Origin of the sequence: Kineosporia succinea (genome assembly GCF_030811555.1) — a bacterium.
Taxonomy (GTDB): Bacteria; Actinomycetota; Actinomycetes; order Actinomycetales; family Kineosporiaceae; genus Kineosporia; species Kineosporia succinea.
The window spans coordinates 4,064,449-4,090,494 of sequence record NZ_JAUSQZ010000001.1; the positions used below are offsets into that span (position 1 = coordinate 4,064,449).

The window sequence follows — 26,046 nt, forward strand, 5'->3', positions numbered from 1 at the left end:
CGGACATCGACCAGAGTGTGATGGTGGAGTCCGACCTGGTCGTGGGGGTCGGTGAGCTGCTGACGCGTGAGGCCGACCGTCTGGCGAAGCGGGAGGAGAACGGCCAGTCGCTGCACGCTCTGATCCCCGGATCGGTGGCGGGGGCTCCGCGCGCCTGGACCCGGAATCCGGACAAGCCGATCACCCTGTTGCTCTCCGGCCGGGCCACCGACCCGATCAAGGGTGTCGAGGGCGCGCTGAAGGCGATCTGGAGCCTGCGGTCACAGCATCGCGACGGCGCGGACGAGTTCAACGTCAAGATCATCGTGCGGGGCGGTCCCGACGGTGTGAGCCGTGACGCCCTGGACGACGGCACCTACCAGAGCGACAGCGACGGGGAGGTCGACACCAGCTGGGTGCCTCCGCAGTCCGACGCGACCGACGCCCAGAAGAAGGCGGCTCTGCAGGCGCGGTGGAACAACATCGTGCGCCTCTACGGAGATGCTCTCGATCTGCGCGGTTTCACGAAGGACCCGCAGGATCTGGTGAACGACCGGGCCGAGGCCGACGCGATCATCATGCCGTCGCTGCACGAGGGTTTCGGTCTCGTGGCGACCGAGGGGGCGGGCGAGGGCATCCCGGTGCTCGTGAACGCGGAGAGCGGCGCCGGGGACTTCCTGCGGTTCCTGGGTTTCGACGACAGCGTGGCCGACTCGTCGTCGAATCCGGTCGATGCGGTGGGTGACTGGGTCGATGCGATCAAGGACCTGGCCCGTGACATCGAGGACCGCAACGAGAAGGCCGCGGAGCTGCAGGAGGTCCTGAAGGACTACACCTGGAGAGACTCCGCGCGTTCACTGGTGGATGCGGCCCAGAAGGCGCCGTCGGCGCAGGACCGGGCGGACGGGACGAGCGGCCGGATCACGTTCCAGGGCAGCAAGGGGTCGCTGGTCGATCAGACCGCGGACTGGCGGTCAACGGATCCCGGACCGGACTGGAACGGGCTCGATCCGTACTGGCCGCTTCCCCGCGGCGTCCAGATCACCTCACCCTTCGACGTCACCGGCTTCCGGGACGGTCTGGACGACGCCCTGGCGCAGGCCGGCCTCGAGGACCCGTCGACCCTGCGCGACGTCATGAGCAAGGAGGACGAGGGCCGGAGCTTCGACCGCTGGTTCCACGAGACGTCGCAGCAGGCCCGCGAATTCCTCGACGAGAGGCCGCGAGCGGCCGTCAACGAGGCCCGGCAGCTGGCGGAGGACGTCGCCCGGCGCCTGCCGACGACATCGCCGAACCGGGTGCGGCAGGACGTCGTCCCGGTGATGACGGCCTTGCTCATGGACAATCCACTGAACGCGGACACGACCGCGATGATCCGGGACGCCGCCGGGGAGATCATCCGTGGCCTGGGGATCCGGGAAACACCCGGCCTGGGCGGTAATCCGAACTTCGCGGATCCGCAGCACGACAACAGCGACGCCGATTCTGAGAACGAGTCGGACGACGGGTACGACGGTGACGATGACGCGGGTGTGGATCCGCAGCACGTGCACATCGTTCCTCCGGTGAATGACGGACGTCCGAAGATCCTGGTCGTCATCGACGAGAGTGGTCACGGGCTGGGTGGGGTTCCGGTGTTCAACCTGGAGCTCACGAACGGCCTCGCGGCCGACAATGACGTCACGCTGCTGACGGTCGATGCGCACGGTGATTACAACGCCGCTCAGGTGAGCGCCAACCACGGCGGCGTCAGTGTGGTGAATGTTCCGCCGTCGCCGGGACAGACGGGTGAGGGGCGCGATCGTCTGATGGCGATCGCGAACGGTGCAGCACCGCCGAAGGGCCTGGGCGACTCCTACGACCTGGTGCTGGGCCACTCGCGCTTCTCGGGTCCGGCCGCCGACCGCATTCGCGAGAACTTCTATCCGGACGCGAAACTCGTGCACTTCCTGCACACGAGCCCGCTGCGGCTCGATGTGGTGAAGAAGCCGGACCTGGACCCGGCGGACGCGACCGTGGTCCCGCCCCCGGCCGACTCCAAGACCCCGTGGGCCAACGCGTACAACTCGGGTCGTCGCAAGGCGGACATCGACCAGAGCGTCATGGTCAAGTCCGACCTCGTGGTGGGTGTCGGTGAGCTGCTGACGCGTGAGGCCGATCGTCTGGCGAAGCGGGACGAGAACGGCCAGTCGCTGCACGCTCTGATCCCGGGTTCGGTGGCCGGTGGTCCGCGTACGCACGTCCGTGCTCCTGAGAAGCCCATCACCCTGCTGCTTTCGGGACGCGCGACGGATCCGATCAAGGGTGTCGAAGGTGCGCTGAAGGCGGTCTGGAACCTGCGTCAGCAGCAGCTGAACGCCGCGGCTGAAGATGGCGGTGATCTGTCGCGAGGCGCTGACGAGCACAACGTGAAGATCATCGTGCGCGGTGGGCCCGCGGGCGTGGACCGGAACACGTTCCTGTTCCCGGAGCCGGACAGCGATTCCGACAGCAGCGCGCCGAGCAGTCCGGTGGACACGCGGTGGAACGACGAGCTGCCGGCGAATGCGACGGATGCGCAGAAGGAAGCGGCGCTGAGGCAGCGGTGGAACAACATCGTGCGGTTGTACGGCGACATGCTCGACCTGCGCGGTTTCACGAAGGACCCGCAGGACCTGGTCAATGACCGCGCCGAGGCCGACGCCATCATCATGCCCTCGCTGCACGAGGGCTTCGGTCTCGTGGCGACCGAGGGCGCTGGTGAGGGTATTCCGGTGCTCGTCAATGCCGAGAGCGGTGCGGGAGACTTCCTGCGGTTCCTGGGGTACGACGACAGCGTGGCGGATTCGTCGTCGAATCCGGTGGAGGCGGTGGGTGACTGGACCCAGGCGATCAAGGACCTGGCGCGGGATCTCAACGAGCGCAACGAGAAGGCCGCGGAACTGCAGGAGGTCCTGAAGGACTACACCTGGCGGGATTCCGCGCGTTCTCTGGTCGATGCCGCGATGCAGGCGCCCACGCGCGAGGAGCGGGCCGACGGGGCGACGGGGCAGATCACCTTCCAGGGCGGGAACGGTTCGCTGGTCGATCAGACGGCGGACTGGCAGTCGACGGATCCAGGGCCGGACTGGAACGGTCTGGACCCGTACTGGCCGCGGCCGAAGGACTCGGGGGAGACTTCCGGGTTCGATGTCACCGATCTTCGGGACGGGCTGGACGACGCCCTGCGCGATTCGGGTCTGGGCGATCCGTCGACGCAGCGTGACCGGGGTGGGAAGGGCGACCGGGGAGGCTCGTTCGATTCCTGGTTCGACCGGCGGTCGCAGCAGGCGAAGGATTACCTGGCGGGCAGGCCCACGCCCGAGGTCGGTCCGGTGAGGCAGCAGGCGGAGGACATCGTCCGCCGCCTGCCCACGACGGCACCGAACAAGGTGAAGTACGACGTGGTCCCGGTGATCACGGCGATGCTGATGGACAGCCCGCAGACGCCGGAGACGGTGACCGGGATCCGGGATGCGGCCGGGGAGATCATTCGCGGTCTGGGAATCGATCCGACCCGGGTGCGGGGCGGTAATCCGGACTTCGGTGGTCCTTCTCAGCACCGCGACGACAGCGACGACAGCGATGCGGATTCCGAGAACGAGTCGGACGACGATGGCGACAGCGACGATGACGCGGGTGTGGACCCGCAGCACGTCCATGTCGTTGCGCCGTCGAATGACGGCCGTCCGAAGGTCCTGGTCGTGATCGACGAGTCCGGTCACGGGCTGGGTGGCGTCCCGGTGTTCAATCTCGAGCTCACGAACGGTCTTTCGCAGAACAACGACGTCACCCTGCTGACGGTCGACGCGCACGGGGACTACGACGCGGCCCGGGTGAGCGCGGCGCACGGCGGCGTGAGTGTCGTGAACGTCCCGCCGAAGCCGGGGGACACGGGCGAGGGCCGCGATCGCCTGATGTCGATCGCGAACGGGGACGCCCCGCCCCAGGGCTTGGGACAGAAGTACGACCTGGTGCTGGGCCACTCCCGGTTCTCGGGCCCGGCCGCCGGCCGCATTCGCGAGAACTTCTACCCCGACGCGAAACTCGTGCACTTCCTGCACACCAGCCCGTTGCGGCTGGACGTGGTGAAGAAGCCGGATCTGGACCCGGCTGATGCCACGGTGGTTCCCCCGCCGGCGGACGCGAAGACCCCGTGGGCGAAGGCGTACAACTCGGGTAAGCGCAAGGCGGACATCGACCAGAGCGTCATGGTGAAGTCCGACCTGGTCGTGGGTGTCGGTGAATTGCTGACCCGTGAGGCCGATCGTCTGGCGAAGCGGGACGAGAACGGCCAGGCCCTGCACGCGCTGATTCCGGGTTCGGTGGCCGGCGGTCCGCGTACGCACACGAGGGATCCGGAAAAGCCCATCACCCTCCTGCTTTCGGGGCGGGCGACGGACCCGATCAAGGGCGTCGAGGGAGCGCTGAAGGCGGTCTGGAACCTGCGTCAGCAGCAGCTGAACGCCGCGGCCGAGGACGGTGGCGACCTCTCGAGGGGCGCTGACGAGCACAATGTGAAGATCATCGTGCGGGGTGGGCCGGCCGGTGTGGACCGGACCACGTTCCTGTTCCCGGAGCCCGACAGCGATTCCGACAGCAGCGTCCCCAGTAGCCCGGTGGACACGCGGTGGAACGACGAACTGCCCGCGGACGCGACGGACGCGCAGAAGGACGCCGCGCTCAGACAGCGGTGGAACAACATCGTGCGGTTGTACGGCGACATGCTGGATCTGCGGGGTTTCACCAAGGACCCGCAGGATCTGGTGAACGACCGGGCCGAGGCCGACGCGATCATCATGCCGTCGCTGCACGAGGGGTTCGGGCTGGTCGCGACCGAGGGCGCCGGCGAGGGCATTCCCGTTCTCGTGAATGCGGAGAGCGGGGCCGGGGACTTCCTGCGGTTCCTCGGCTTCGACGACAGTGTGGCGGATTCGTCGTCGAACCCGATCGAGGCCGTGCACGACTGGACCTCCGCGATCAAGGATCTGGCGCACGACCTCCGGGAGCGCAACGAGAAGGCGGCGGAGCTGCAGGAGGTTCTGAAGGATTTCTCCTGGAAGGATGCCGCGCAGTCGATGATCGACGCGGCGGCGCAGGCGCCGTCGCGGCAGGAGCGAGCTGATGGGGCCACGGGTCTGATCACGTTCCAGGGGCGTAACGGGTCCTTGGTGGATCAGACGGCGGACTGGCGCTCGACCGACCCGGGCCCGGACTGGAACGGCCTGGATCCGTACTGGCCGCTGCCGCGAGGCGTGCAGATCGAGTCCGGTTTCGACGTCACCGATTTCCGCGAAGGGCTGGACGACGCTCTGGAGGGGGCGGGTCTGGGGGACGCGAACAGCTGGCGTGACCCGATGAGCAAGGAGGATCGGGGCGAGAGTTTCGACCGCTGGTTCCACGGGACGTCGCGGCAGGTGCGTGAGTTCCTCGACGGCAGGCCGAATTCCGAGGTGGGTCCGGCCCGGCAGAATGCGGAGGACATCGCGCGTCGTCTCCGGACGACGGCCCCGAACCGTGTGCGCCAGGACGTGGTTCCGGTACTGACGGCGCTCTTGCTGGACAATCCGCCGGGATCGGACACCGCCCGCCGGGTTCAGGACGCCGGCCGCGAGATCATCCGTGGTCTGGGGATCGACCCGCCGGGCCTGCGGGGTGGTAATCCCGACTTCGGCGGGCCTTCTCAGCACCAGGGCGACGGCACCACCGATGCGGGGAACGAGCCGGACGGCGACTCCGGCGGCGGTCACGACCGGGACGACGAGGCGGGCGCGGATCCGCAGCACGTGCACCTCGTGCCGACGGCCGGTGACCGTCCGCGCATCCTGGTCGTGATCGACGAGAGCGGTCACGGTCTCGGGGGCGTCCCGGTGTTCAACCTCGAGCTCACCAACGGCCTGGCCGGCGACAACGACGTGGTGCTGCTGACCGTCGACGGGCACGACGGCTACGACGCCGCCGACGTGAGCGCGAAGCACGGCGACGTGAGCGTCGTGAACGTGCCCCCGACCGCGGATCAGACCGCACGGAACGTCGAGGGCCGGGACCGCCTGATGGCGATCGCGAACGGCGACGAGCTGCCGAAGGGGCTGGGCGGGAAGTTCGACCTGGTCCTGGGCCACTCCCGGTTCTCGGGGCCGGCCGCGGACCGGATCCGGCAGAACTTCTTCCCGGAGGCGAAGCTGGTGCACTTCCTGCACACCAGCCCGCTCCGGCTCGACGTGGTGAAGAAGCCGGACCTGGATCCGGAGGACGCGAAGGTGGTTCCGCCCGCCCCGGACGCCGGCACCCCGTGGGCCAAGGCGTACCAGTCGGGTGCGCGGAAGGCCGCGATCGACCAGGACGTGATGACCCGGTCCGACCTGATCGTCGGTGTCGGGGAACTGCTCACCCGCGAGGCCGACCGGCTGGCTCAGCGCGACGTCCACGGTCAGTCCCTGCACGCTCTGATCCCCGGGGCGACGGTGTCGGGCGAGGCTCGCGGTGGCTCCCGGGATCCCGGGAAGCCGATCACCCTCCTGCTCTCCGGGCGGGCGACCGACCCGATCAAGGGTGTCGAGGGTGCGCTGAAGGCGATCTGGGCCCTCCGGTCACAGCACCTCAACGCTTCGGTCGACGCCCACCGCGAGTCCCTGAAGCACGGTCGGCCGGTCGACCTGAGCCAGGGCGCCGACGAGCTCAACGTGAAGATCATCGTGCGGGGCGGGCCGGCGGGAGTGGCCCGGTCGGAGACGCCCGCGTCGCCGGCCGATTCCGAACGCCGGGCGTTCAGCGACGACGGTTCCTCGATCGGCGACGACGTGAACACGAGCTGGGACGACCCGCTGCCGCCGGACGCGACGGACGCCCAGAAGGAGGAGAGTCTCCGTCAGCGCTGGAACCACATTGTCGAGATCTACGGTGACGCACTGGATCTGAGAGGCTTCACCAAGGATCCGCTCGACCTGGTCCGGGACCGCGCCGACGCCGATGCGATCATCATGCCGTCGCTGCACGAGGGTTTCGGCCTGGTGGCGACGGAGGCTGCGGGCGAGGGCATCCCGGTGCTGGTCAACAGTGAGAGCGGTGCCGCGGACTTCCTGAACTTCCTCGGGCACTCCGACAGCGTGGCGCAGTCGTCGTCCAACCCGCTCGACGCGGTGAGCGACTGGGTCGGCGCGATCGAGAACCTCGCGCGCGACATCCGGGATCGCGAGGTGAAGGCGGCCGACCTGCAGGAGGCTCTGAAGGGCTTCTCCTGGAAGCATTCCGCCCAGGCCCTCGTCACCGCGGCGATGCAGGCCCCGCTGTCGGCCGATCGGCACCCGGGAACCCCGGGTAACGTCACGTTCCAGGGGGCGGACGGGTCACTGGTCGACCGCACCGGCAGCTGGAGCACCATCGACCCCGGCCCGGGATGGAGCGGTCTCGACCCGTACTGGCCGACCCCGGACCGTTCCGGTGAGAGGTCCGTCCTGCCCCGCCCGGCCCCGGCCGTCACGCCGGGCGTCTCGTTCACGGCGGAGGGCACGCCGCGGCCGGACGATCTCACGACCCCGCTCCCGGTCGGGCCGGAGCCCGGCGTGAATCTGCGGGCCGACCGGTTCGGCCGGGAGTCGGCCGATCTGCTCAAGGTCTCCGGGCTCACGGGCTTCACCGGGGCCCGGCTCCAGCGGGACCGCACCACGCCGTTCGACTCCTGGTGGAGAGACCGCACGCGGCAGTCGAGAGATGCTCTGGGGGAGGCTGGTTCGCTCGCCGGGCCCTTCCGGGCCGCGGCCGAGGACGTGCTGCGAGGGCTGCCGGTCGATCGTTCGCTGAACGCGGTGAAGCAGGACGCGGTTCCGGTGGTGGCCGCGATGCTGCTGGCCCACGCCCCGGCCGGGGAAGGCCCGGACACCCTGACGTCGGACACCTTCCGGGACGTCCGGGAGGCGGTCCGGGGAGCGCTGGGCGGTGCGGGCCTGCTGCTGCTCCGGGGCGAGGGCGGTAACCCCGACTTCTTCCCCTCCATGCCGAGCGGGGACTCCGGCGGGGGCCCGAGCGGTGGCTTCAGCGGTGGTCACACGGGTGGGCTGGGCGGCCACCAGGGCAGCAGCCAGGGCGGTGACCAGAGCGGCTCCCAGTCCGGCGATCAGACCACGGTCACGGGCAGCGGCCCGAGCGGTGGCCGCACCGGTGGGCAGGGCGTCGGCGCGAGCGGCGGACGGGGTGGTGGACCGGGGAGCCGCAGCGCCGAACGGGGCAAGGGCATGAGCCGCGTCCCGTCCGTTCCCTCCCTCGAACTGTCGGCCGCCGCACGGACCCCGGGCCAGAACACCACGCTGGTCGAGAGCCTGCGCGGCATCTCCGGGCAGTTCCCGGACGGGGTCGAGGCGACGGCGGCCGAACGGCTCCGGCTCGCCACGCCGGTGGTGAGTCACCTGCTCGAGGGGGCGCTGCTGGGTGACACCGACGCCCTGGCCGACCTGGCCGGGCTCGACCGTGTCGCCCGGTTGACGGACGGCGACCTGGCCGCCGCGATCGACCGGCTCACGACGCAGGGGCGGAACGAGTTCGCCGAGACGGTCGACCAGCTCGGCGGCGACAGCAAGGTGCTGACGGGCCTGGACGCGGCGGCCCGCTCGGAACTGAGCGATCTCGCCGGGCACCTGGCCTGGGCGCCGTTCGTGGCCGGCCGGCTGGAGAGCGCGCTGGGGGAGTCCACGATCGACCCGGGGCACGAGCGGGCCCTGCGGGAGATCGGCGACGAGGTCGAGGCCGGGCTCGGGATGACGATGCTCCCGGGCCGGGACGACCCGGACTGGCGGCAGCTGGTCGCCAACGCCGGCGCGCGTCTGGTGCCCGAGCTGGCGGACGCCCTGGTCATGGTCACGATGGCCCGGGACCTGTCCCGGCTGGCGGCCGGGCGCGAGTCCGCCGCGATCAGCCGGGCGGCGCTCGTCGAGACCGCGCGGCTCGACGGGGCGATCCAGGACGCGGCCGCGAAACCGGCGGTTCTGCCTGCCGGTTTCGGGCGGTCCGGCGCCTTTCCGGTGACCGGGGTCAACCTGGTCACGGGGGAGCAGTTCGGGTTCGGCCCTCTCGGCCGGGCCGACAGCTTCGCCGGCACCGGATTCACCGACCCGGCCTTCACGGGCCTGGCCACGCAGTTCGCCACGTCCCCGTCCCCGGCCCTGCTCGCGCAACTGCAGCAGAACCTGGCCTCCCGGATCGGCCAGCTGGGGGCCACCGACGCGGCCCGGATGATGCTGGAGGGCGGCCTCGACGTGAGCGCCGCCGGGCACACCATGACGGTGAGCCTCAGCGACGTCGACCGCGACGGTGCCCAGCGGGTGACGCCGTCCCAGCAGCCCCGGCCGCGCGCGGGGGAGAACTTCAGCGGTGCCCTGGACGGCATGGTGTCGCGCTCGGTCGCTATCGCCCAGACCTTCACCAAGACCGGTACGGCCGACTTCTCGGTGCTGGCGAGCATCAGCCAGGGCAACATGGCGGTGATGGTCAGCGGTGGTATCAGTGCCTCGTCGACCTCCACCCGCACGGCCGGCGCGGGCCAGGACTCCGGTTCCGGCGGGGGGCCGGTGCAGGCCGGGGCCCAGGTCTACTTCGATCTGGCCGCCCGTCTGGTCACCCGGGTGCGGGCGCAGGGCAGCGACACCGTCCTGTTCGAGTCGGTGCAGCACACCCCCGACACCCGCCCGCTGCGGGTCTCGTTCCCCGAGAAGATCGCCACCTACCAGCCGGATCCCGGCCCCTGGGTGACCGGTTCCGAGGCCGCGCCGCTCACCTCGGCCCTGGGCGGGGTGCTTCCCGGTTACGGCCCGATCGGTGGTCTGGGAAACCTGGAACGCGCCGCGCGGGAGGCTCTCTCGGAGCGTCCGGACTCGCTCGTGTCGACCGTGGCGTCGCACCGCCTGGCCGAGAACGCGGTCCTGCACGAACTGCCCCGGATCCTCGGCACGTCCATGCCGCTGCCGGCGGTGCCCTGGACCAAGGGCCGTCGGCTGTCTCCCCGTCTCGGTGCCGAGGTGCTGGCGGCGCGGCGTCTGGGCCCGCCGGTCGAGGTGCCCGTGCGCCTGGACCAGAGTGGCTCGGGCAGCCTGGTCTGGGGGCAGGGCAACAGCGGGACCTTCGGCTTCTCCGCCGGTGTCACGGGAAGCCTTGCGCCACTGGGCAGTTGGGTTCCCCTGGTGGCCGTGGGGTTCCCGGTCAGCACGTCGCGAGGGGTGACGCTCACGAGCTCCCAGGGGCTGGGAGTGTCGGAGAAGGTGGGCTTCTCGGGTTCCAGTGTGCCGTTCCAGCTCCAGGTGCGTCTGTCGCTGGGCGCCGAGGCGATCACCGGGCAGACGACGGACGCGGGTGCTCCCGTCGCGGATCTGCGCACCGATCTGTCCGTCACGGTCTACGTGCCCACGGAGATGGTGCCGCTGTTCGAGAAGGCCCTGGCCGAGGCGGCCACCTCGCCGACGCCGACGCCGACGCCGACGCCGCCGGTGACCGGGACCGCGGTCACGCCGGGCCAGCCGGCGCTCACGCCGGACGACGCACCGGTGCTCACGTCCGACGATGCGCCGGCACCGACGCCCGACGACGCGCCGACACTCACGCCCGACGACGCGCCGGCGCCGGAAGCGCCGGCCGAAACCACGGTCGAGACAGCGGAAAACCGGTTCGCGCCGCTGAACCTGGCCCGCCCGACCGGCCCGTCCGGCTTCGCGGGCAATCTCGGGATCACCGGGACCCACAACCTGGTGAAGAGGTTCACCGATCGTCTGGCGCTGCTCGAGCGCTCCCGCCGGGACCCGGGGGCCGACCGGGTGGCCGTGCCGCCGCGCACCCGGGACGAGGACCTGTTGCTGGAAGAGTTCCTGACGGCACACTTCAGCGAGCCGGACGTGCGCTACGGGCAGGAGGCGATCTTCTCCGACGGTGGGCGCAGCGCGACCTACGTACGCGAGCTGGCCTCGGGCGACCACGAGCACATCACCTTCGAGCTGACGGCGCGGCGTCTGGAACCGGTGCCGGGAGACTCCTTCCGGGTGGTGGACGCCACGGTCGGGATGAACCCGAGCGGGTCGTTCGACCACGCCCACAGCGGGGCCGACGGCAGCGGCACCGGGGTGTCCGTGGGCTCGCGCTGGCAGTTCACCCTGCCGGTCCCGGGAACCGACCGCACGCTCCAGGGGCGTTTCCTGGCGGGCTCCTCGGCCAGCCGCACGCACACCGACACCGTCGACGTCCCGCACGGCGGGGCCGTGTCCAAGCAGCTCTCGTACTCGGGCCCGGCCTGGGTCTTCCGCTACCCGGCCGAGGTGACGCTGAGCGTCTCGGTCAGCCGGGTGCTCTCGCCCGACGTGTCGGCGCAGATCGTGCGCGCGATCGAGAAGGGGGCCCGCGGGCTGGTGGGGCGTCAGGCTCCGGTCCTGAGGGCGTCCGGCAGCGAGCAGTTCCGGGCCGATGCCGGCTGGATGGTGCCCGAACCACTCACGTCGACGGCCGATCCGCTGCTCCCGACCCTCGAGGACGGTCCGTCGGCGGACCCGGCGCCGACCCCGGCGCTGGAGCGGGTGCCCACCCTGGCGGTCGAGCGTCTCGACGACGTCGACAAGGCGCTCACCCGGTGGGAGGGAACGCAGACCCAGACCCCGACTCGTCAGCCGGGACGCTGGTGGCAGTTCGACACCGGCTGGGTCTTCTCGCCGTACACCGATCCCCCCGGGACGGTCGAGGTGCGCCCCTCCGACCGGGTCATCGGGGTCGACGGCGTGCAGGCCGTGCGTGCCGCCCTGGTCGACCAGCTCGTCGCCGTGGGGATCGACCGGGATCAGGCCGGGTTGTGGGCCGGTTCGGCCGTCACCCGCGACCAGCTACGGGGCGTGTTCGTCCGGGACGCCGGCGTCCAGGCCGGAAAGGTCTCGCAGAAGCTGACGTTCGGAGACCGGGAGGCCCAGTTCGCCCTGGTTCCGGTGGTGCACCAGATGTCGGCGACGGGCGACCGCATCACGCTCGACACGAGCATGGTGACGGAGCACTCCGCCGCGACGACCGTGACGTCCAGCACCGTGGCCGCTTTCGGGGTGGAGGCGAACGCGCGGCTCGGCGCGACCCAGTCGCCGGGCCGGGACGAGTACGGCAATGCCCAGGGCGGCGGTGCGCACGTGCGGGTCGGCCCGAGCTACACGGTGTCGGACACCCGCAGCTCGACCCAGATGGTCACTCGCGCCCCGGGGCACAAGATCACCGCGAAGCTGCCCCACCTGGGACAGACCGGCGTGGTGCGCTGGCGTGTCGTCGCGGTCTCGAGCCGGAACCTCACCGAGAGCCGGCGCGTGGACCAGCACCTCGGCCTCCGGGCCGTGGCGGTCGACGTGGACGTGCCCGACGGCATCCAGTTCCTCCGCCCGGAGCGCACCTCGTACACCCTGGCCGAGCTGGAGTCGGCCGAGCTGGACCTGCCCGCCCTGCGGGAGGGCGAGCCCCGGGTGGTGCGGGCCGATCTGCCCGGCACCGACGTGGTCCGGTACGCACCGGGCCAGGCCGAGCGAGTCGTCCCGACCGCGCCGCTCAGCGATTCCGACCCGACGCCGGTAGCGGAATATCCCTTGCTTCCGCTGATCTCGGGCCTGGAGCACTTCCTGCCCGCGGCGGGCGCGCCGGCCCTGAGCCGCCACAACCCGGTGCTGGAGGGCGTCACCGATCTGCTCCGTCTGCACGACCCGGGAGCGCTGGGATCCCTCTGGCAGCTCGGGGTGCCCGGGGCGTCCGTCCGGGGTGGTCTCGACACGATGCTCTCGCCGCAGGCCCTGGGCAGCCAGGAGGGCCGGATGCGAGCCGGCGGTCTGCTGCTGACGCGGGTGGACGGCACGTTCCTCGGCCAGCGTGTGACGCAGTTGCTGCTGCGTCTCGACATCGACCCGGACGGGCGGGGCCTGGTCTCCACCGAGGCGCCCGAAGGCAGCGTGTCGTACTACAACCGGGGCGAGTGGCGGGCCGGAACGGCCTGGGGGCGCTCCACCGCGCTGAACGTCTCGGTGGGCACGACCGGCATCGTCAACGGGGTGGCGGCGCCGGTCATGCCGCAGAGCCAGTTCGTCGCGGAGATGCTGCAGGGCCGGTTCCGCAGCGACGCCGGCTCGTTCGCGTCGAGTTCGTTCCGCTACGACGGTTTCGAGGAGAAGGGCGCGCTCACCGGGCAGGTGGGCCAGGCCCGCGTCTCGGTCGCCCTGATCAGTGTGTGGCGGCCCTCGCCGCTGCTGAACACGGTCGGCCTGGGCCTGCCGACGGCCTTGTCCCGGCACGTCCAGCAGGTCACCGCGTCCCGTCCCACGGGTACGACGGCCAACGTCGCGAACCGCGACATCTCCCTCGGCGTGCAGACGGCCACGTCGACCGCGGCCCTGCGGCGCCCGTTGCCGGCGCCCACCGGTGAGCCGATCATCAGCCGGATCGCTCCCGGGGCCCCGTCCTCGGGCCGGCCGGAGGTGACGTTCACCGGGGCCGAGCTGATGCGCAAGGACATCACGCTGCAGCTCGACCCGGCCAAGGTCCGGCACCTCTACGACGCGTGGAGCCGGGCGCTGGAGGAACACGCCGGTTCGCCCGCGCTGCTGGCCGCCTGGGGGCAGATCGGCCAGGACGAGCTGCGGGCCCTGACCGACCCCTCGGTGCTGGAGAACCATCTGATCCAGACCGGTACCGGCGCGAGCGGTGACGCCGCCCGGCTGGGGGTGCCCGTGCGGTCGACCGGCAGCGTCTTCACCGACACGACCGGCGCGCTGTCGGTCAGTTTCCGCCTGGTGGACCCGAAGGTCTCGACGAACTTCCCGGCGGTGCAGGTGGCCGGCCGGGCCGACGTCATGACGGCCGGATCGGCTCCGGGAAACGCCTCGATGCAGACCGGTGACGCGCACGGCGCCGGGCCGAACACGCTGATGCCGCTGCGGTTCGGGTCCCGCCCGGTGGAGGGCAACGGGGGCAAGGCCACGGCCGACCCGGTCGCGGCCACGCTGATCGCCGCGCCGATGTACTCGGGCAAGTCCCAGATGGGGCTCTCGGCCTCCCAGCGCGTCACCACCCAGTGGGAGGCATGGGAGCTCGACACCACCTGGTACGGGCCGGTCTACCTGGACGCCGAGGTCACCGTGACGGTGCGTACGCGCAACGAGCGCGACAAGATCGGTTACGGCGGCACCGAGATGCCCATCACCTTCCGGGTGCGAAACCTGGTGGAGGCCCAGTGGTCTCCGCAACGGCTCGTGCACGATGCCGGGCTGGGCGACTGGACCGGTACCCCGGTGCCGGTCAAGGTTCCCTCCGGCTGGTTCCTGCCCGGTGCCCGGAACACGCCGGGGCCCGAACTGCTCGCCCGGCAGGAGTTCCCGACGGTCGACGAGCCCCGCGCCTCGATCGTCCACCTGGACTTCGCCGAGCCCACGGCCGACTCACCCGTGCTCGGGGTGACGGCCTACGGTCGCCCGGTGACGGCGGCCGCCTTCGCGGCCGACTACCTGGCCCCGATCGTGCGGCACGACGAGAAGATCCGGGTGCTGGTCCTGGTCTCGGACTCGCTCCCGGCCGGCACCCGCACCCTTCAGGAGATCGCGTCCGCGCTCCCGGAGGGCACCGTCGTCGTGGGGGTCGCGGGCCCGCTGAGGGTGCCCACCACCGAGGCCGCCGTCGCCCGGCCGGCATCCGTCAACGCCACCGCCCCGCTGCACAGCGCCGTCGACGCCCGGAACACCTGGGAGATCGTGCCTTCCGGTGCCGATCGCACCTGGACGGCTCACGGTTCCCTGACCGAGGCCCTCGACGACGTTCTCGGGCGTCTCGACGGAGCACCCCGCTCCGGGCTGCAGTTGCGTCCCGAGTCCGGCGGCCTGCGGCCGGTTCCGGAGGACGACGCGGTCCAGGCGCAGACACGGGCGTTCGGTCCTCTGGCGCTCCCCGAGATCACGGTGACGGACTGGGACGCTCCGGCCCCGGTGGTCACTCCCGAAGACGTCCTCGAGCCCCGTCCGGAGGCGTCGTCCGCTTCGCTCGACGGTCTCGTGGAGTTGATCTCGGACCGTCCGCCCGCACGGGGCGGTGACCTCTTCGAGCCTCGCCCGGAGGCGTCGTTCGCCTCCCTGGACGGTCTGGTGGAGGCGATCTCGAGCCGTCCGCCCGCACGGGGTGGTGACCTCTTCGAACCCGGCTCCGGGCCGTCGTTCGCCTCGCTGGAGGGTCTGATGCGTCACGCCGAACCGGTCGCGGCCGCGACCGTGGCGTTCACCGCCTCGGGCACCCCGCAGCCGGCCGGTGTGCCGACGATTCCGGAAAGGGCTTCAGAGAGCAGTCTTTCGGACGCGGGTGACGACGTTTCCGAGGACGTCACCTCGGGTGACCCGATCGTGAAGGCTCCGGGAGAGACCGGCGTGCCCACGTCGTCCACCATCTGGGAGGTCGACGCCGGCACCCGCGAGCAGACGATCGAGCGGCTGACCGCGCTGCCCGGCGAGCGCTGGGACTCGATCAGTGTCCGGGACGGCGACGGGGCTCCCCGGGCGGCCCGGACCTGGCTGAACCAGGCTCTGCAGCCCGACTTCTCGTCGCTGCGGCCCGTCGAAGGCGTCGACGAGGCGGCCGCGACCCTGGCCGCGCTGGGTGACCCGCCGTCCGGAAAGACCCCGGGGGAGCAACTCTCGGCCTGGGCCGCGGGTCAGGTGGCCGAGAAGCTCCAGCTGACCCTGGTGCGGGCGGAACGGGACAGCTCGCAGCGGCTGGCGATCCAGCGCGACGCGAACGCCGTGCGCAACGCCGTGGCCGACCGGATCGACGGTGCGCAGGCCGATCATCTGCGGGACCGATCGACCCGGCAGCTCGACGAACGCCAGGAGGAGCAAACGTTCCGCCGTGACCAGCTGCTGCGGCTCGACCGTCTCACCGCGGCCCCGCAGACCGCGCCCACACTCGGCCCGCCGGGGCCGGAGGCGGAGCGCGCCGGTGCCGAGATCGGCCTGTCGGACCGCTGGAACCTGGTGGTCGACGACACCGGGAACCTGGTGCTGCGCTCGCCGGGAATCGAGGTGACGCAGCAGAAGTCGCTGCCCGATGCCGAGGTGCTGGCCCGCGAGATCGCCGGGCAGACCGGGCGGAGGGTGAGTGCCCTGGTGCCGTCGTCGGACGGTAACCCGCCGCTGTGGAAGGGATTCGACCCGGATCCGCAGCAGCGGGCGGAGGTCCTCGGCACCCCGTCGTTCGGTGACGGCGCGACCCCGGAGGGCGCCGAGACGTCCGGCGAGACGGCGTCGCCCGCCGGCCGGACCCCGGTGCGTGGGCCCGATCAGATGCGGCGTGAGCTGCGGGACGCCTACGACGACTGGGCCGGGCACGTCGAGGGGCTGCGCCGCGAGGCCCAGGCCGAGGCCGATGCGGCGACCCCGGGCAGTCCGCAGGGGCAGGCCGCGCAGCGCGAGGCCGACCACCTGGCCGGGCAGCGGGACTGGGCGCAGGACCAGGTCCTTCGGCTGGATGCCGCGGTGGGGGAGTCCCCGGCGGCCGGGCCGGTGGCCTCGCGTCCGGACGGTGAGCAGCCGGCGGCGCCGAACCCGGGGCTGGACGTTCTCACCGGGCCGGACGTGACGTCTGAGGGTGAGGGCCGGTTCCGGGTGGACGACGCCCAGGTCCAGGTGGTCGCCGGCGGACTGCTGGTGACCTTCCCGGGTGACCCGCACCCGGGCTTCGACGTGCGACGCCACCCGGCCGCTGCGTCCTCCCGTCTGCTGTTCCTGCCCGGTGTGTTCGGCCTGACCCCGGCGCAGCGGGCGACGGTCGCCAAGATCGTGCGGTCCCTGGCCCCACGCATCGCCGCCCGCACCGAAGTCGTGGCCGTCGGTCACATCTCGCCGGCGGCCGGATGGGCCGACGGGACGGGCCCCGACCTGAGTGCGGCCCCAGCGACCCGTCGCGGTCCGCGGCCTCAGGAATGGGGTTCGCCCACGGTCGGCCGGCCCGGTCTGGCCCCGAGGGTCACCCCGTTGACGGGCCCGGTGAGGTTCACGGCCGACGGCCGGCTGATCACGGAGGTCACCCCGCGGCCGGGTCTGGACAGCTGAGGGCCCGCGCGAGGGCACCTGGACGGCGTTCGGGCCGGCACGTGGTCGGCCTGGTCGCGGGCCTCGCCCGGCTCTCGGGCTGCCGGCTGACAATCGTCCGGATCCAGCTTGAACCCTTCCCGCTGCCCGTCCGTGCAGGGGGTAGGGGCCGGTCCGCGTGGTGCGGGCCGGAACAGGCGTGTGACCGGAGGTGGCAGTGCCCGAGTCGGAGATGTCCCGGCAGGAGACCGACGTGGCGGCATGGGGGCCGCCCTCCTTCGGCGACTCCAGCACCGACGAGGACTCGACCCGGCCGATCGGGTTCGACCCCGGGCCCGAGGCGTGGCACACGATGCTGCTCCGGCTGGCCGGGGCGCTGCCCGACGACCTGATCAGTGAGGCCCGGGACTGGCTGTCCGAGGGCGCGACGATCGACGTGGCGCAGGCCGTCGGCTTCGCCGCCGCGACCGCTCGCGTGCCCGTGCTCACGCGGGACGCCGCGATGATGGCGCAGGAGCTGCGGCGGGCGGGGGAGGACACCGAGCTCGTGGACTCCCTCGAGCGGATCGACGACTCGGTGATCATGCCCGTGCCCTGGGTCTTCAGCCCGGCCGACCCGCGCCTCGACGACCCCGCCGCCCATCCCGGCCCGATCGACCTGACCACCGCCGACTCCGGCCCGCTGCTCGACGACGCCGACCACGCCATCCGTCTCGCCGCCGGGCAGGAGTCCGGCCTGGTCGCGGTGTGGCGGGCCTGGCGGACCCCGGCCGACGGATCCCCCTGGCCGGCGCCGCGCCGCGTGTTCGTGGTGCAGACCGGCCCGCACCCGGCCGACGACCTGGCCGCGATCACCGGCCGGATGCAGCACGCCCTGTTCAGCGCCGGTGAGACGAACCCCCAGGTCGAGGTGTGCGGTCCGGGGACGCCGGTGCCCGCCTACCAGAGCAGTGCCTGCGCCCACGCGGCGCTGGTGTGGTCCGACGAGCCGGCCGTGCCGGTGCGTATGGCGAGGGTGTTCGACCGGGTCGACCCCCGGCACGGCCCGATGTTCGCCGAGGACCACCCGGTGATCGACGACCTGGACGAGCTCACCCGGCTGCTGCAGTACCTCGGCAACGGCCTGCCGGTGATGACCACGTCGGCCACGATGAGCGACATCCTCGACCCCGAGCGTCCGGAGATCGTGCCCCTGACCTTCCGCACCGACGGGAACTGGGTCTGGACCGACACGATCGGCTACTACCTCGAGCGCTACGGCCTCGCCCCCGAGGCCGAGCTGCTCGACTACCTGAGGTCCTCCCCGGACTGGCCCGAGGTGTCCGACGTCGCCCTGCACCGGGTGCTGAGCTTCCTGCAGCATCCCCAGGACGACGAGCCGGTCTGGACCGTGCCGCAGGTGAACGCCTGATGCCCTCCTCCCGGGAACCGGGGCGCCGATCGCGGCGCCGGTCCCGGCCCTGGATGCTGAACCGGCCCGGCTGGGCCCAGCTGCGGGGCAGCGGTGACCTCCGGTTCGGGACGGACGGGACGCCCTCGGTGCGGCTGTCCGCGGAAGGATGGCAGATCACGCCGAGCGGGGTCCCCTCCCGGCGCGTCCCGGCGCGGCGGAAAGAGGCGCCGCCGATGCCGTCCGACGCCGCGACCGAGCGGGTTCTCGCCGCCGGGCTCGCGACCCGGGCCGGCTGGTTCTTCATGGCGCCGCCGCTTCCGGTCGAGGAACTCCCGGCCGCTCCGGACTCCCACTTCGTCGTCCATGTCCCGTTCGGGCGCAGCGGTTTCCGCGTCGACGGACGCCCGGTCTCCCCCCGGATGCTGGCCCAGGCCATCCGCTGCAGCCCGGACTGGGACCGGCGTCCGGTGGTGCTGGCCGCCGGTGGGGAGGTGGCTCCCGCCGTGCTCGGTTCGGTGATGTCCAGCCTGGCCTCGGCTCTCGAGGTCGTCGTGATCGGCAGCCCGGGCCCGATCCTGCTCGGCCCCCGGATCCTGATGGCGCAGGCCGGTTTCGTCTCCCGGGCCCCCGGCGGGGTCGGGCCGGTCGAACTCGGGCGGGTGCTGCCCGTCGCCCGTCGTCCGCGGGTGCCCTCGCACTCGGGGCCGGAGCGGCCCGGCCTCGCCGGGGCGACGACTCCGATCCGGGTCACCGGTCCGGTGCCGGCCCCTCCGATGACGGACGCCCCACCGCCTCACGCTGTCGGCTCACCGGGTGCGGCTCCCGCCTGGATGGCGGTCGGTGCCTCGGACTCGTTCGAGGACCTGATCGGAGGCACGCCCCCGAAGCCTGAAGACGACCAGCGGACAGAATTTTTCGCCGGCCCGGGGGCCTCCACGCCGGCCGTGCTCGCGGAGACCCTGGAGTCCGTGAAGCAGTCCCGTCAGGCCGAGGCCGCCCGGCTGGAACAGATTCGGCGTTCCGAGGCCCAGCAAGCCCGTATGGCGGCGGAGGCCGAGGCCGCGCGGGCGCTGGAACTGGCCAGGCGTGAGGCCGAGCAGGCCCGCTTGGCGGAGCAGACGCGTCAGGCTGAGGAGGCTGAAAAGGCCCGTCTGGCTGAGGAAGCGGAGCGGGCCCGTCTGGCTGAAGAGGCTGAGCGGGCACGTCTGGTCGAGGAAGCTGAAAAGGCGCGTCTGGCTCAGGAAGCCGAGCGGGCGCGTCTGGTTGAGGATGCCGAGTGGGCGCGTTTGGTCGAAGAGGCTGAGCAGGCGCGTCTGGCTGAGGAAGCTGAGCGGGCTCGTCTGGTTGATGAGGCCGAGCGGGCGCGTCTGGTTGAGGAAGCGGAAAAGGCGCGTCTGGCTGAGGAAGCCGAGCGGGCTCGTCTGGTTGAGGAAGCGGAAAAGGCACGTCTGGCTGACGAGGCCGAGCGGGCGCGCCTGGCTGAGGAAGCTGAGTGGATCCGTCTGGCTGAGCGGGCTCGTCTGGCGGCGGAGGTCGAGCAGGCGCGTCTGGCCGAGGAGGTCGAGCGAGCCCGTCTGGCCGAGGAGGTCGAGCGAGCCCGTCTGGCCGAGGAGGTCGAGCGAGCCCGTCTGGCCGAGGAGGTCGAGCGGGCGCGTCTGGCTGAGGAGGCTGAGCGGGCGCGTCTGGCTGAGGAGGCTGAGCGGGCGCGTCTGGCTGAGGAGGCTGAGGCGGAGCGTCTGGCGGCGGAGTCCGAACGAGCCCGCCTCGCCGAGCTGGCCGAACGCGAGTCCGAGGCTGCGGCGGCGGAGCAGGTACGGCTGACCGAGGAAGCTGAGCGCCTCCGCGGGGAGCCGGCGGCGGCCGAAGAAGTAGGTCTGGCCGCGGAGGCCGAGGAAGGTCGTCCGTCCGCATCGGCGGAGCCGGAGGTGAACGGCGATCCTGCAGACCAGGCTCTGTCGGACGAAGCGGTTCCCGAGGCTGAGCAGGTCACCTCGGTCGAGTCGGCGGCGCCGGACGAATCCGCCTCACCGGTCGACCAGGTCGACCAGACCGCGCAGGTCGACCAGACCGCGCAGACCGAGGGGGCCGGGCAGACGGAGGGGGCCGCGCAGACCGAGAGGGCCGCGCAGACCGAGGCAGCCAGCCGGGCGGGCGACGTTGAGGTGGCCGCGCAGGCTGAGGTCGCCGCGCCGACCGAGGCGGCGGGGCCGGCGGGTGATGCTGGCGAGGCCGGGCGGGTTGACGAGGCCGGGCGGGTTGACGAGACGGGGCAGGTTGGCGAGGCCGGGCAGGCTGGGGCCGCGCAGATCGAAGAGGCCGGGCAGGTTCACGAGGCTGGGCAGGCTGGGGTGGCCGCGCAGATCGAAGAGGCCGGGCAGATTGGCGAGGCCGGGCAGGCTGGGGTGGCCGCGCAGATCGAAGAGGCCGGGCAGATCGAAGAGGCCGGGCAGATCGAAGAGGCCGGGCAGGTTGGCGAGGCCGGGCAGGCTGGGGCGGCCGCGCAGATCGAAGAGGCCGGGCGGGTTGGCGAGGCCGGGCAGGTTGGCGAGGCCGGGCCGGCCGAGTTGGGCGCGGTGGCCGCTACGGTCGGCGACGAGGCCGAAGGGAACGTGCCGGCGCGTGGGATTTCGCGTTCCGGCACCACCGAACTGCTGGGCGGATCGGTTCCTGACCTGGCGATCCCGGGGATCACGGTGTCCGGGGCGTCGGCCGGGGCCATTGAGTTCGGGGGCACCGACAAGCCCGCCGACGCGGACTCCGAGGCTCCGAACTCCGAGGCTCCGGATTCTGCGGCTCCGGACTCCGAGGTCACGGACCCGGGGGTTGCGGACCCGGGGGTTGCGGACTCCAGCCAGGCCGACGCGTCCACCGGCACCGAAACCGGCACCGAAACCGGCACCGAAACCGGCACCGAAACCGGCACCGAAACCGGCGCCGAAACCGAGGCGGAAACCAAAACCTCAGCCAGCACCGAGGCTTTCGAGGGCACGGTCGAGGCTGAAGGGGATGCCGAGGCCGAGAGCGACACCGGGGAAACCGCGTCCGCCGGAACTTCGCCCACTACCGGAGCGGTGGCGTCGCGCCGCGCGACCACGCCGACCCGGGCCACCCGGGCCCCGATCCGGGGTGGCGCTTCCGCGCGACGAGCCGGAAAGCCACTGCCGGAGGCGGTTCTCCCGATCGGGGAGGTCGCGGCCGCTCTGGTGCAGCTGGAATTCCCGTCCGTCGCGCAGGCCCGGGCGATCCCGGTCGAGGAGCCGGCGGAGCCCCGGACGCGCGCCGAGATCGAGGCCGAGATCAAGGCGGATCCTGAGCTCCAGGCGGCGGCCGAGCAGGCTGAGGCGCAGGAGAACGCGCAGTCCGCCGACCTTTTCGAGGAGGACGAGCGGGAGCGGGCCGGCTGGGCCGAGGTTGCGGGGGATGCGTCGCGCGAGGACCGTGAGCAGATCCGCTCGCTGCTGGGCTGGCGCTACGAGGCTCACGCCCGGGCGATCACCGGCGTGCTCGCGCTTCAGCCGGGACTGCGGGCGGCGGCCGGCCGGGGTGACCTGATGGTCGGTCTGGTCGCGGTGCGGGCTCACCTGTCCGGTGCGAGCACCATGGTCGACGCCGTGCTGCGCGGTGAGAAGATCGATTCTGACGGCGGTTTCGCCGAGATCGACCCGGCCGGCGCGGCTCTGCTGGCCCGCTGCGCCCGTTCGGGCCTGAGCCGGCTGCCCGCGGTGGTGGGGCCGGTGTTCCGGGCCGGAAGTCCCGACACCAGTCAGCTGAAGCGGTACCGCTCCGGGCTGCGGCTGGTCGAGCCCGCCTTCACCGAGGCCCGGCTGAGCCCGGTCACGCAGTCCGAGAGCACCGTGGAGTACGCGATCTGGTCGAGCACGGCTCGTCGTACCGACCGGGTCACCGGCCCGGCCGACGACGGCGCCGCCCGGGTGCTCTTCGCCCCGGGAGCCCAGTTCGTGGTGCTCGACGTGGTGCAGCCGGAGGACGGCGGCCGGCTGCGGGTGCTCCTGCGGGAGTTGCCGCCCGGTGCCCAGGGGCGGCCCCGACCGGACTCGTCCGCCGATGCCCGGGCCGCCGAGCGGCTGCGGGAGTCGATCGAGCGGGCCCCCGAGAACGAGATGCAGCACAAGATTCCCGAGCAGTGGCGCTATCCGCTCGGCATGCGTTCCGACGGAACGTTGTACGCGCTGAGCCCCCAACCCGAAGGAGCACGGTCATGACCGTCGCGGTGCTGTCCGTATCAGCTACGGACTCCGACTGCGTCACCGGTATCGGCCAGGCTCTGGCCTCGGCCTCACGGGGGGCCACGGTCGCGGTGCGGCCCGGGACCTACCGCGAGCAGCTCGCGTTCCGGCAGGACGTGACCGTGGTCGCGGAAGAGGGGCCGGGCACGGTGATCATCGAGATCCCGCCCGGACAGGGTGTTCTGGTGGCGCACGGCCGGGTCGAGCTGAACGGGCTGACGATCCGCGGCGGTGACCAGGAACTTCCGACGATGCAGGTGCTCGGCGGCAACGTCCGCCTCGTCGACTGCGTCATCGAGGCCCGGGGCGTGGCCGCACTGCACGTGCGGGGCGGCCGGGCCCGGATGCAGGGCGGCACGATCCGCAATCCGGCCGGCTCGGGCGTGGTCGTGGAGGAGGGCAGCGGCGAGTTCAAGGGCGTCACGCTGGAGGACCTCGGCAACGGCGGGCTCCTCCTGGCCGGGGAGAGCGCTCCGGTCTTCGAGAGCTGCACGATCAGCCGGGTCAAGGGCAGCGGCGTGATGGCCGGTGGCTCCAGTGCGGCGGTGCTGCGCGACTGCGTGATCAACGGGGTCGAGGGCGCCGGCGTGGTGGTTCAGCAGGACGCCCGCCTGGAGATGGTGCGCACCACGGTCCAGGACGCGCAGGTCGGCCTCTACGTCGGCGGGCAGGCCGTGCCTCGCGTCGAGGAGAGCACTTTCGTCGGGTCCGCGGCGCACGGTGTGGTGCTGCGCGACGCGGCCGCCCCGGACCTCACCGACTGCACGGTGCAGGACTCGCAGGGACATTCGCTGCACGTCTCGGGCACGGCGACCGGAGCGTTCCGGGGGTGCGGGTTCTCCGGGTCGGGCGCGGCCGGGGTGGCCGTCATCGAGCAGGCCGCGCCGGTGATCACCGGTGGGTCGGTGACCGGGTCGAAGGGCGTCGGGCTGCTTCTCATCGGGGAGTCGTCCGCCACCGTCGACGGCACCGTGCTGACCGAGAACGAGGTCGGGATCTCGGTCGAGAACTCGGCGAGGCCGATGCTGCGCGGGCTGAAGGTCAACGGCGGCCAGTACGGTCTGCACGCCGCCGGTGGCCTGGTCACCGTCGAGGGCGTGACGCTCGAGGCGGCGACCCGCGCCGGTGTCCGGTTGGCCGGCGAAACCGTTCTGATCATGAGCAATTCGCAGGTCAAGGCCAGCCGTTCGGGCCTCGACCTGGCCTCGGGCTCGCGGGCGACCGTGAGCTCGACCGACGTGTCCGCGTCCGAGCGCACCGGGGTGCTGGTGGGGGACGGCGCGGTCGCCGAACTCAGCGGCTGCCGGGTGCGTGATTCCCAGGGCACCGGCGTGATCTGGGAGCAGGGCAGCCAGGGGTCACTGGTGAGCACCGAGGTGATCTCGAACGCCCGGGACGGCGTGGACGTCCGCACCAACCGCCCGGTGGCGGTGCGCGGCTGCACGCTGCGCGGCAACCAGGGCGAGGGGCTCGTCACCTCGAACCCCGGCATCATCGTGGACACGTCGGATCTCGACGTCGGTCACAACGGCGTCCGTCCGTCCCCCTCCCGGGACCCCGAACCGAGGCGACCGGTCGCTCCCCAGCGACCCGAACGTCCGTCGTCGGGGGAAGGCGGTGGTGAGCGGGTCTCGCTGCAGGCCTACGACCGGTCAGCGCCGGAGAAGCCGAAGGCCGACGAGGCCAAGGACGACGACCCGATCAAGGTGCTGCTGTCCGAGCTGAGCGCGATGGTCGGCCTGGCCGCGGTGAAGCGCGAGGTGGGAACCCTGGTGGGCCTGCACCAGGTGGCCAAGCGGCGTTCCTCGGCCGGGCTGCAGGCCCCGCCGATGTCGCGTCACCTCGTCTTCGCCGGTCCTCCCGGTACCGGTAAGACCACGGTGGCCAGGCTTTACGGAAAGATCCTCTACGCGCTCGGCGTGCTGAAGACCGGTCAGATGGTCGAGGTGGCGCGGGCCGACCTGGTGGCCGAGCACATCGGTGGCACCGCGGTGAAGACCACCAAGAAGGTCGAGGAGGCGCTCGGGGGAGTGCTTTTCATTGACGAGGCCTACACTCTCGCCCCGCCCGACGGCAGCAGCCAGGACTTCGGCAGCGAGGCGATCGACACCCTGGTCAAGCTGATGGAGGACCACCGCGACGAGCTGGTGGTCATCGTGGCCGGGTACGCGCCCAACATGCGGGCCTTCATGGCCCAGAACCCGGGCCTGGACTCGCGTTTTACCAAGACCGTGGAGTTCGAGAGCTACTCCAGCGACGAGCTGGTGACGATCGTGGAGCGGCTGTGCCGCAAGAACCACTACGCGCTGGAGTACGAGACGCAGCAGGCGCTGCGCCGCGTCTTCGACAAGATGCCCCGCACCGAGACGTTCGGTAACGCGCGTTCGGCCCGGCTGGTGTTCGAGGAGATGCTGGGCCGGCAGGCCTACCGGCTGGCGGCCACCCCCGACGTCGCCGAGATCGAGCTGGCCCGGCTGCTTCCCGAGGACCTGTCCGACACCGCCGACACCTCGACCTCGGGCGGAAGTGCCACCGGGGCGATCGTGGACGGCCTCATGCACAAGCTCGAGAGCATGATCGGCCTGCAGGAGGTCAAGCGTGAGGTGGCCGACGTCGTCGACCTGATCGCCTCGGCCAAGGCCCGCGTGGAGGCGGGGCTGCCGGCTCCGTCGATGTCCCGGCACCTGGTCTTCGCGGGCCCGCCCGGTACCGGTAAGACCACCGTGGCCCGGCTCTACGCGCAGCTGCTGAACGCGATGGGGGTGCTCTCGACCGGTCAGATGGTCGAGGTGGCCCGTGCCGACCTGGTCGGGCAGTACGTGGGGCACACCGCGCAGAAGACGCTCGAGGTGTTCAACCGCGCCCGCGGCGGCGTGATGTTCATCGACGAGGCGTACACGCTCGCGCCGCCCGGGGCCGGTAACGACTTCGGCCGCGAGGCGATCGACACGCTGGTCAAGCTGATGGAGGACCACCGCGACGAGATCGTGGTGATCGTGGCCGGGTACACCGGGGACATGAAGCAGTTCCTGGACGCGAACGTCGGTCTGGCGTCGCGGTTCAGCCACCAGATCAACTTCGCCTCCTACAGCCCGGACGAACTGGTCGCGATCTTCCAGGCCCTGGCCGGCTCGGGCGGGTACGAGGCCTCGGGGGAGACCCTGCAGGTGCTGCGGACGCACTTCGGCACGGTCGATCGCGGCGACACGTTCGGCAACGGCCGATACGCCCGTCAGCTGCTCGACAAGGCGATCACCCGGCAGGCGAGCCGGCTGCGCACGATCCCGAACCCCTCGGTCCAGGACATGCAGCTGCTGACCCAGACCGACGTCGTGGCCGCGCTGGGAAGGCGTTGATC

At 71.8% G+C, this 26,046-nt stretch carries 4 protein-coding genes (1 of these 4 only partly in view); all 4 read left to right on the plus strand.

Annotated elements, in window-relative coordinates:
• Positions 1-17,069, plus strand: partial view of a hypothetical protein gene (locus J2S57_RS17665; protein ID WP_307244266.1) — the 3' portion only. 23,113 nt of this gene lie to the left of the window's left edge; the window shows 17,069 of its 40,182 coding nt (coding positions 23,114-40,182); its start codon lies beyond the left edge, outside the window; it ends in the stop codon at positions 17,067-17,069.
• Positions 17,070-17,265: 196 nt separating this feature from the next.
• Positions 17,266-18,459, plus strand: coding sequence for a hypothetical protein (locus J2S57_RS17670; protein ID WP_307244269.1), 1,194 nt, complete (start codon positions 17,266-17,268; stop codon positions 18,457-18,459).
• Positions 18,459-22,664 carry a hypothetical protein gene (locus J2S57_RS17675; RefSeq protein ID WP_307244271.1) on the plus strand — a complete coding sequence of 1,402 codons (4,206 nt, stop codon included), beginning with the start codon at positions 18,459-18,461 and terminating at the stop codon, positions 22,662-22,664. The genes J2S57_RS17670 and J2S57_RS17675 overlap by 1 nt, the downstream gene beginning before the upstream one ends.
• Positions 22,661-26,044 carry a right-handed parallel beta-helix repeat-containing protein gene (locus J2S57_RS17680; protein WP_307244273.1) on the plus strand — a complete coding sequence of 1,128 codons (3,384 nt, stop codon included), beginning with the start codon at positions 22,661-22,663 and terminating at the stop codon, positions 26,042-26,044. Before J2S57_RS17675 ends, J2S57_RS17680 begins: the two co-directional genes overlap by 4 nt.
• Positions 26,045-26,046: the final 2 nt, after the last annotated feature.

What these genes read in the sequence shown, in the direction of transcription:
- J2S57_RS17680 (WP_307244273.1), top strand. Translation starts at nt 22,661, where the DNA reads ATGACCGTCGCGGTGCTGTCCGTATCAGCTACGGACTCCGACTGCGTC.
- J2S57_RS17675 (WP_307244271.1), top strand. Translation starts at nt 18,459, where the DNA reads ATGCCCTCCTCCCGGGAACCGGGGCGCCGATCGCGGCGCCGGTCCCGG.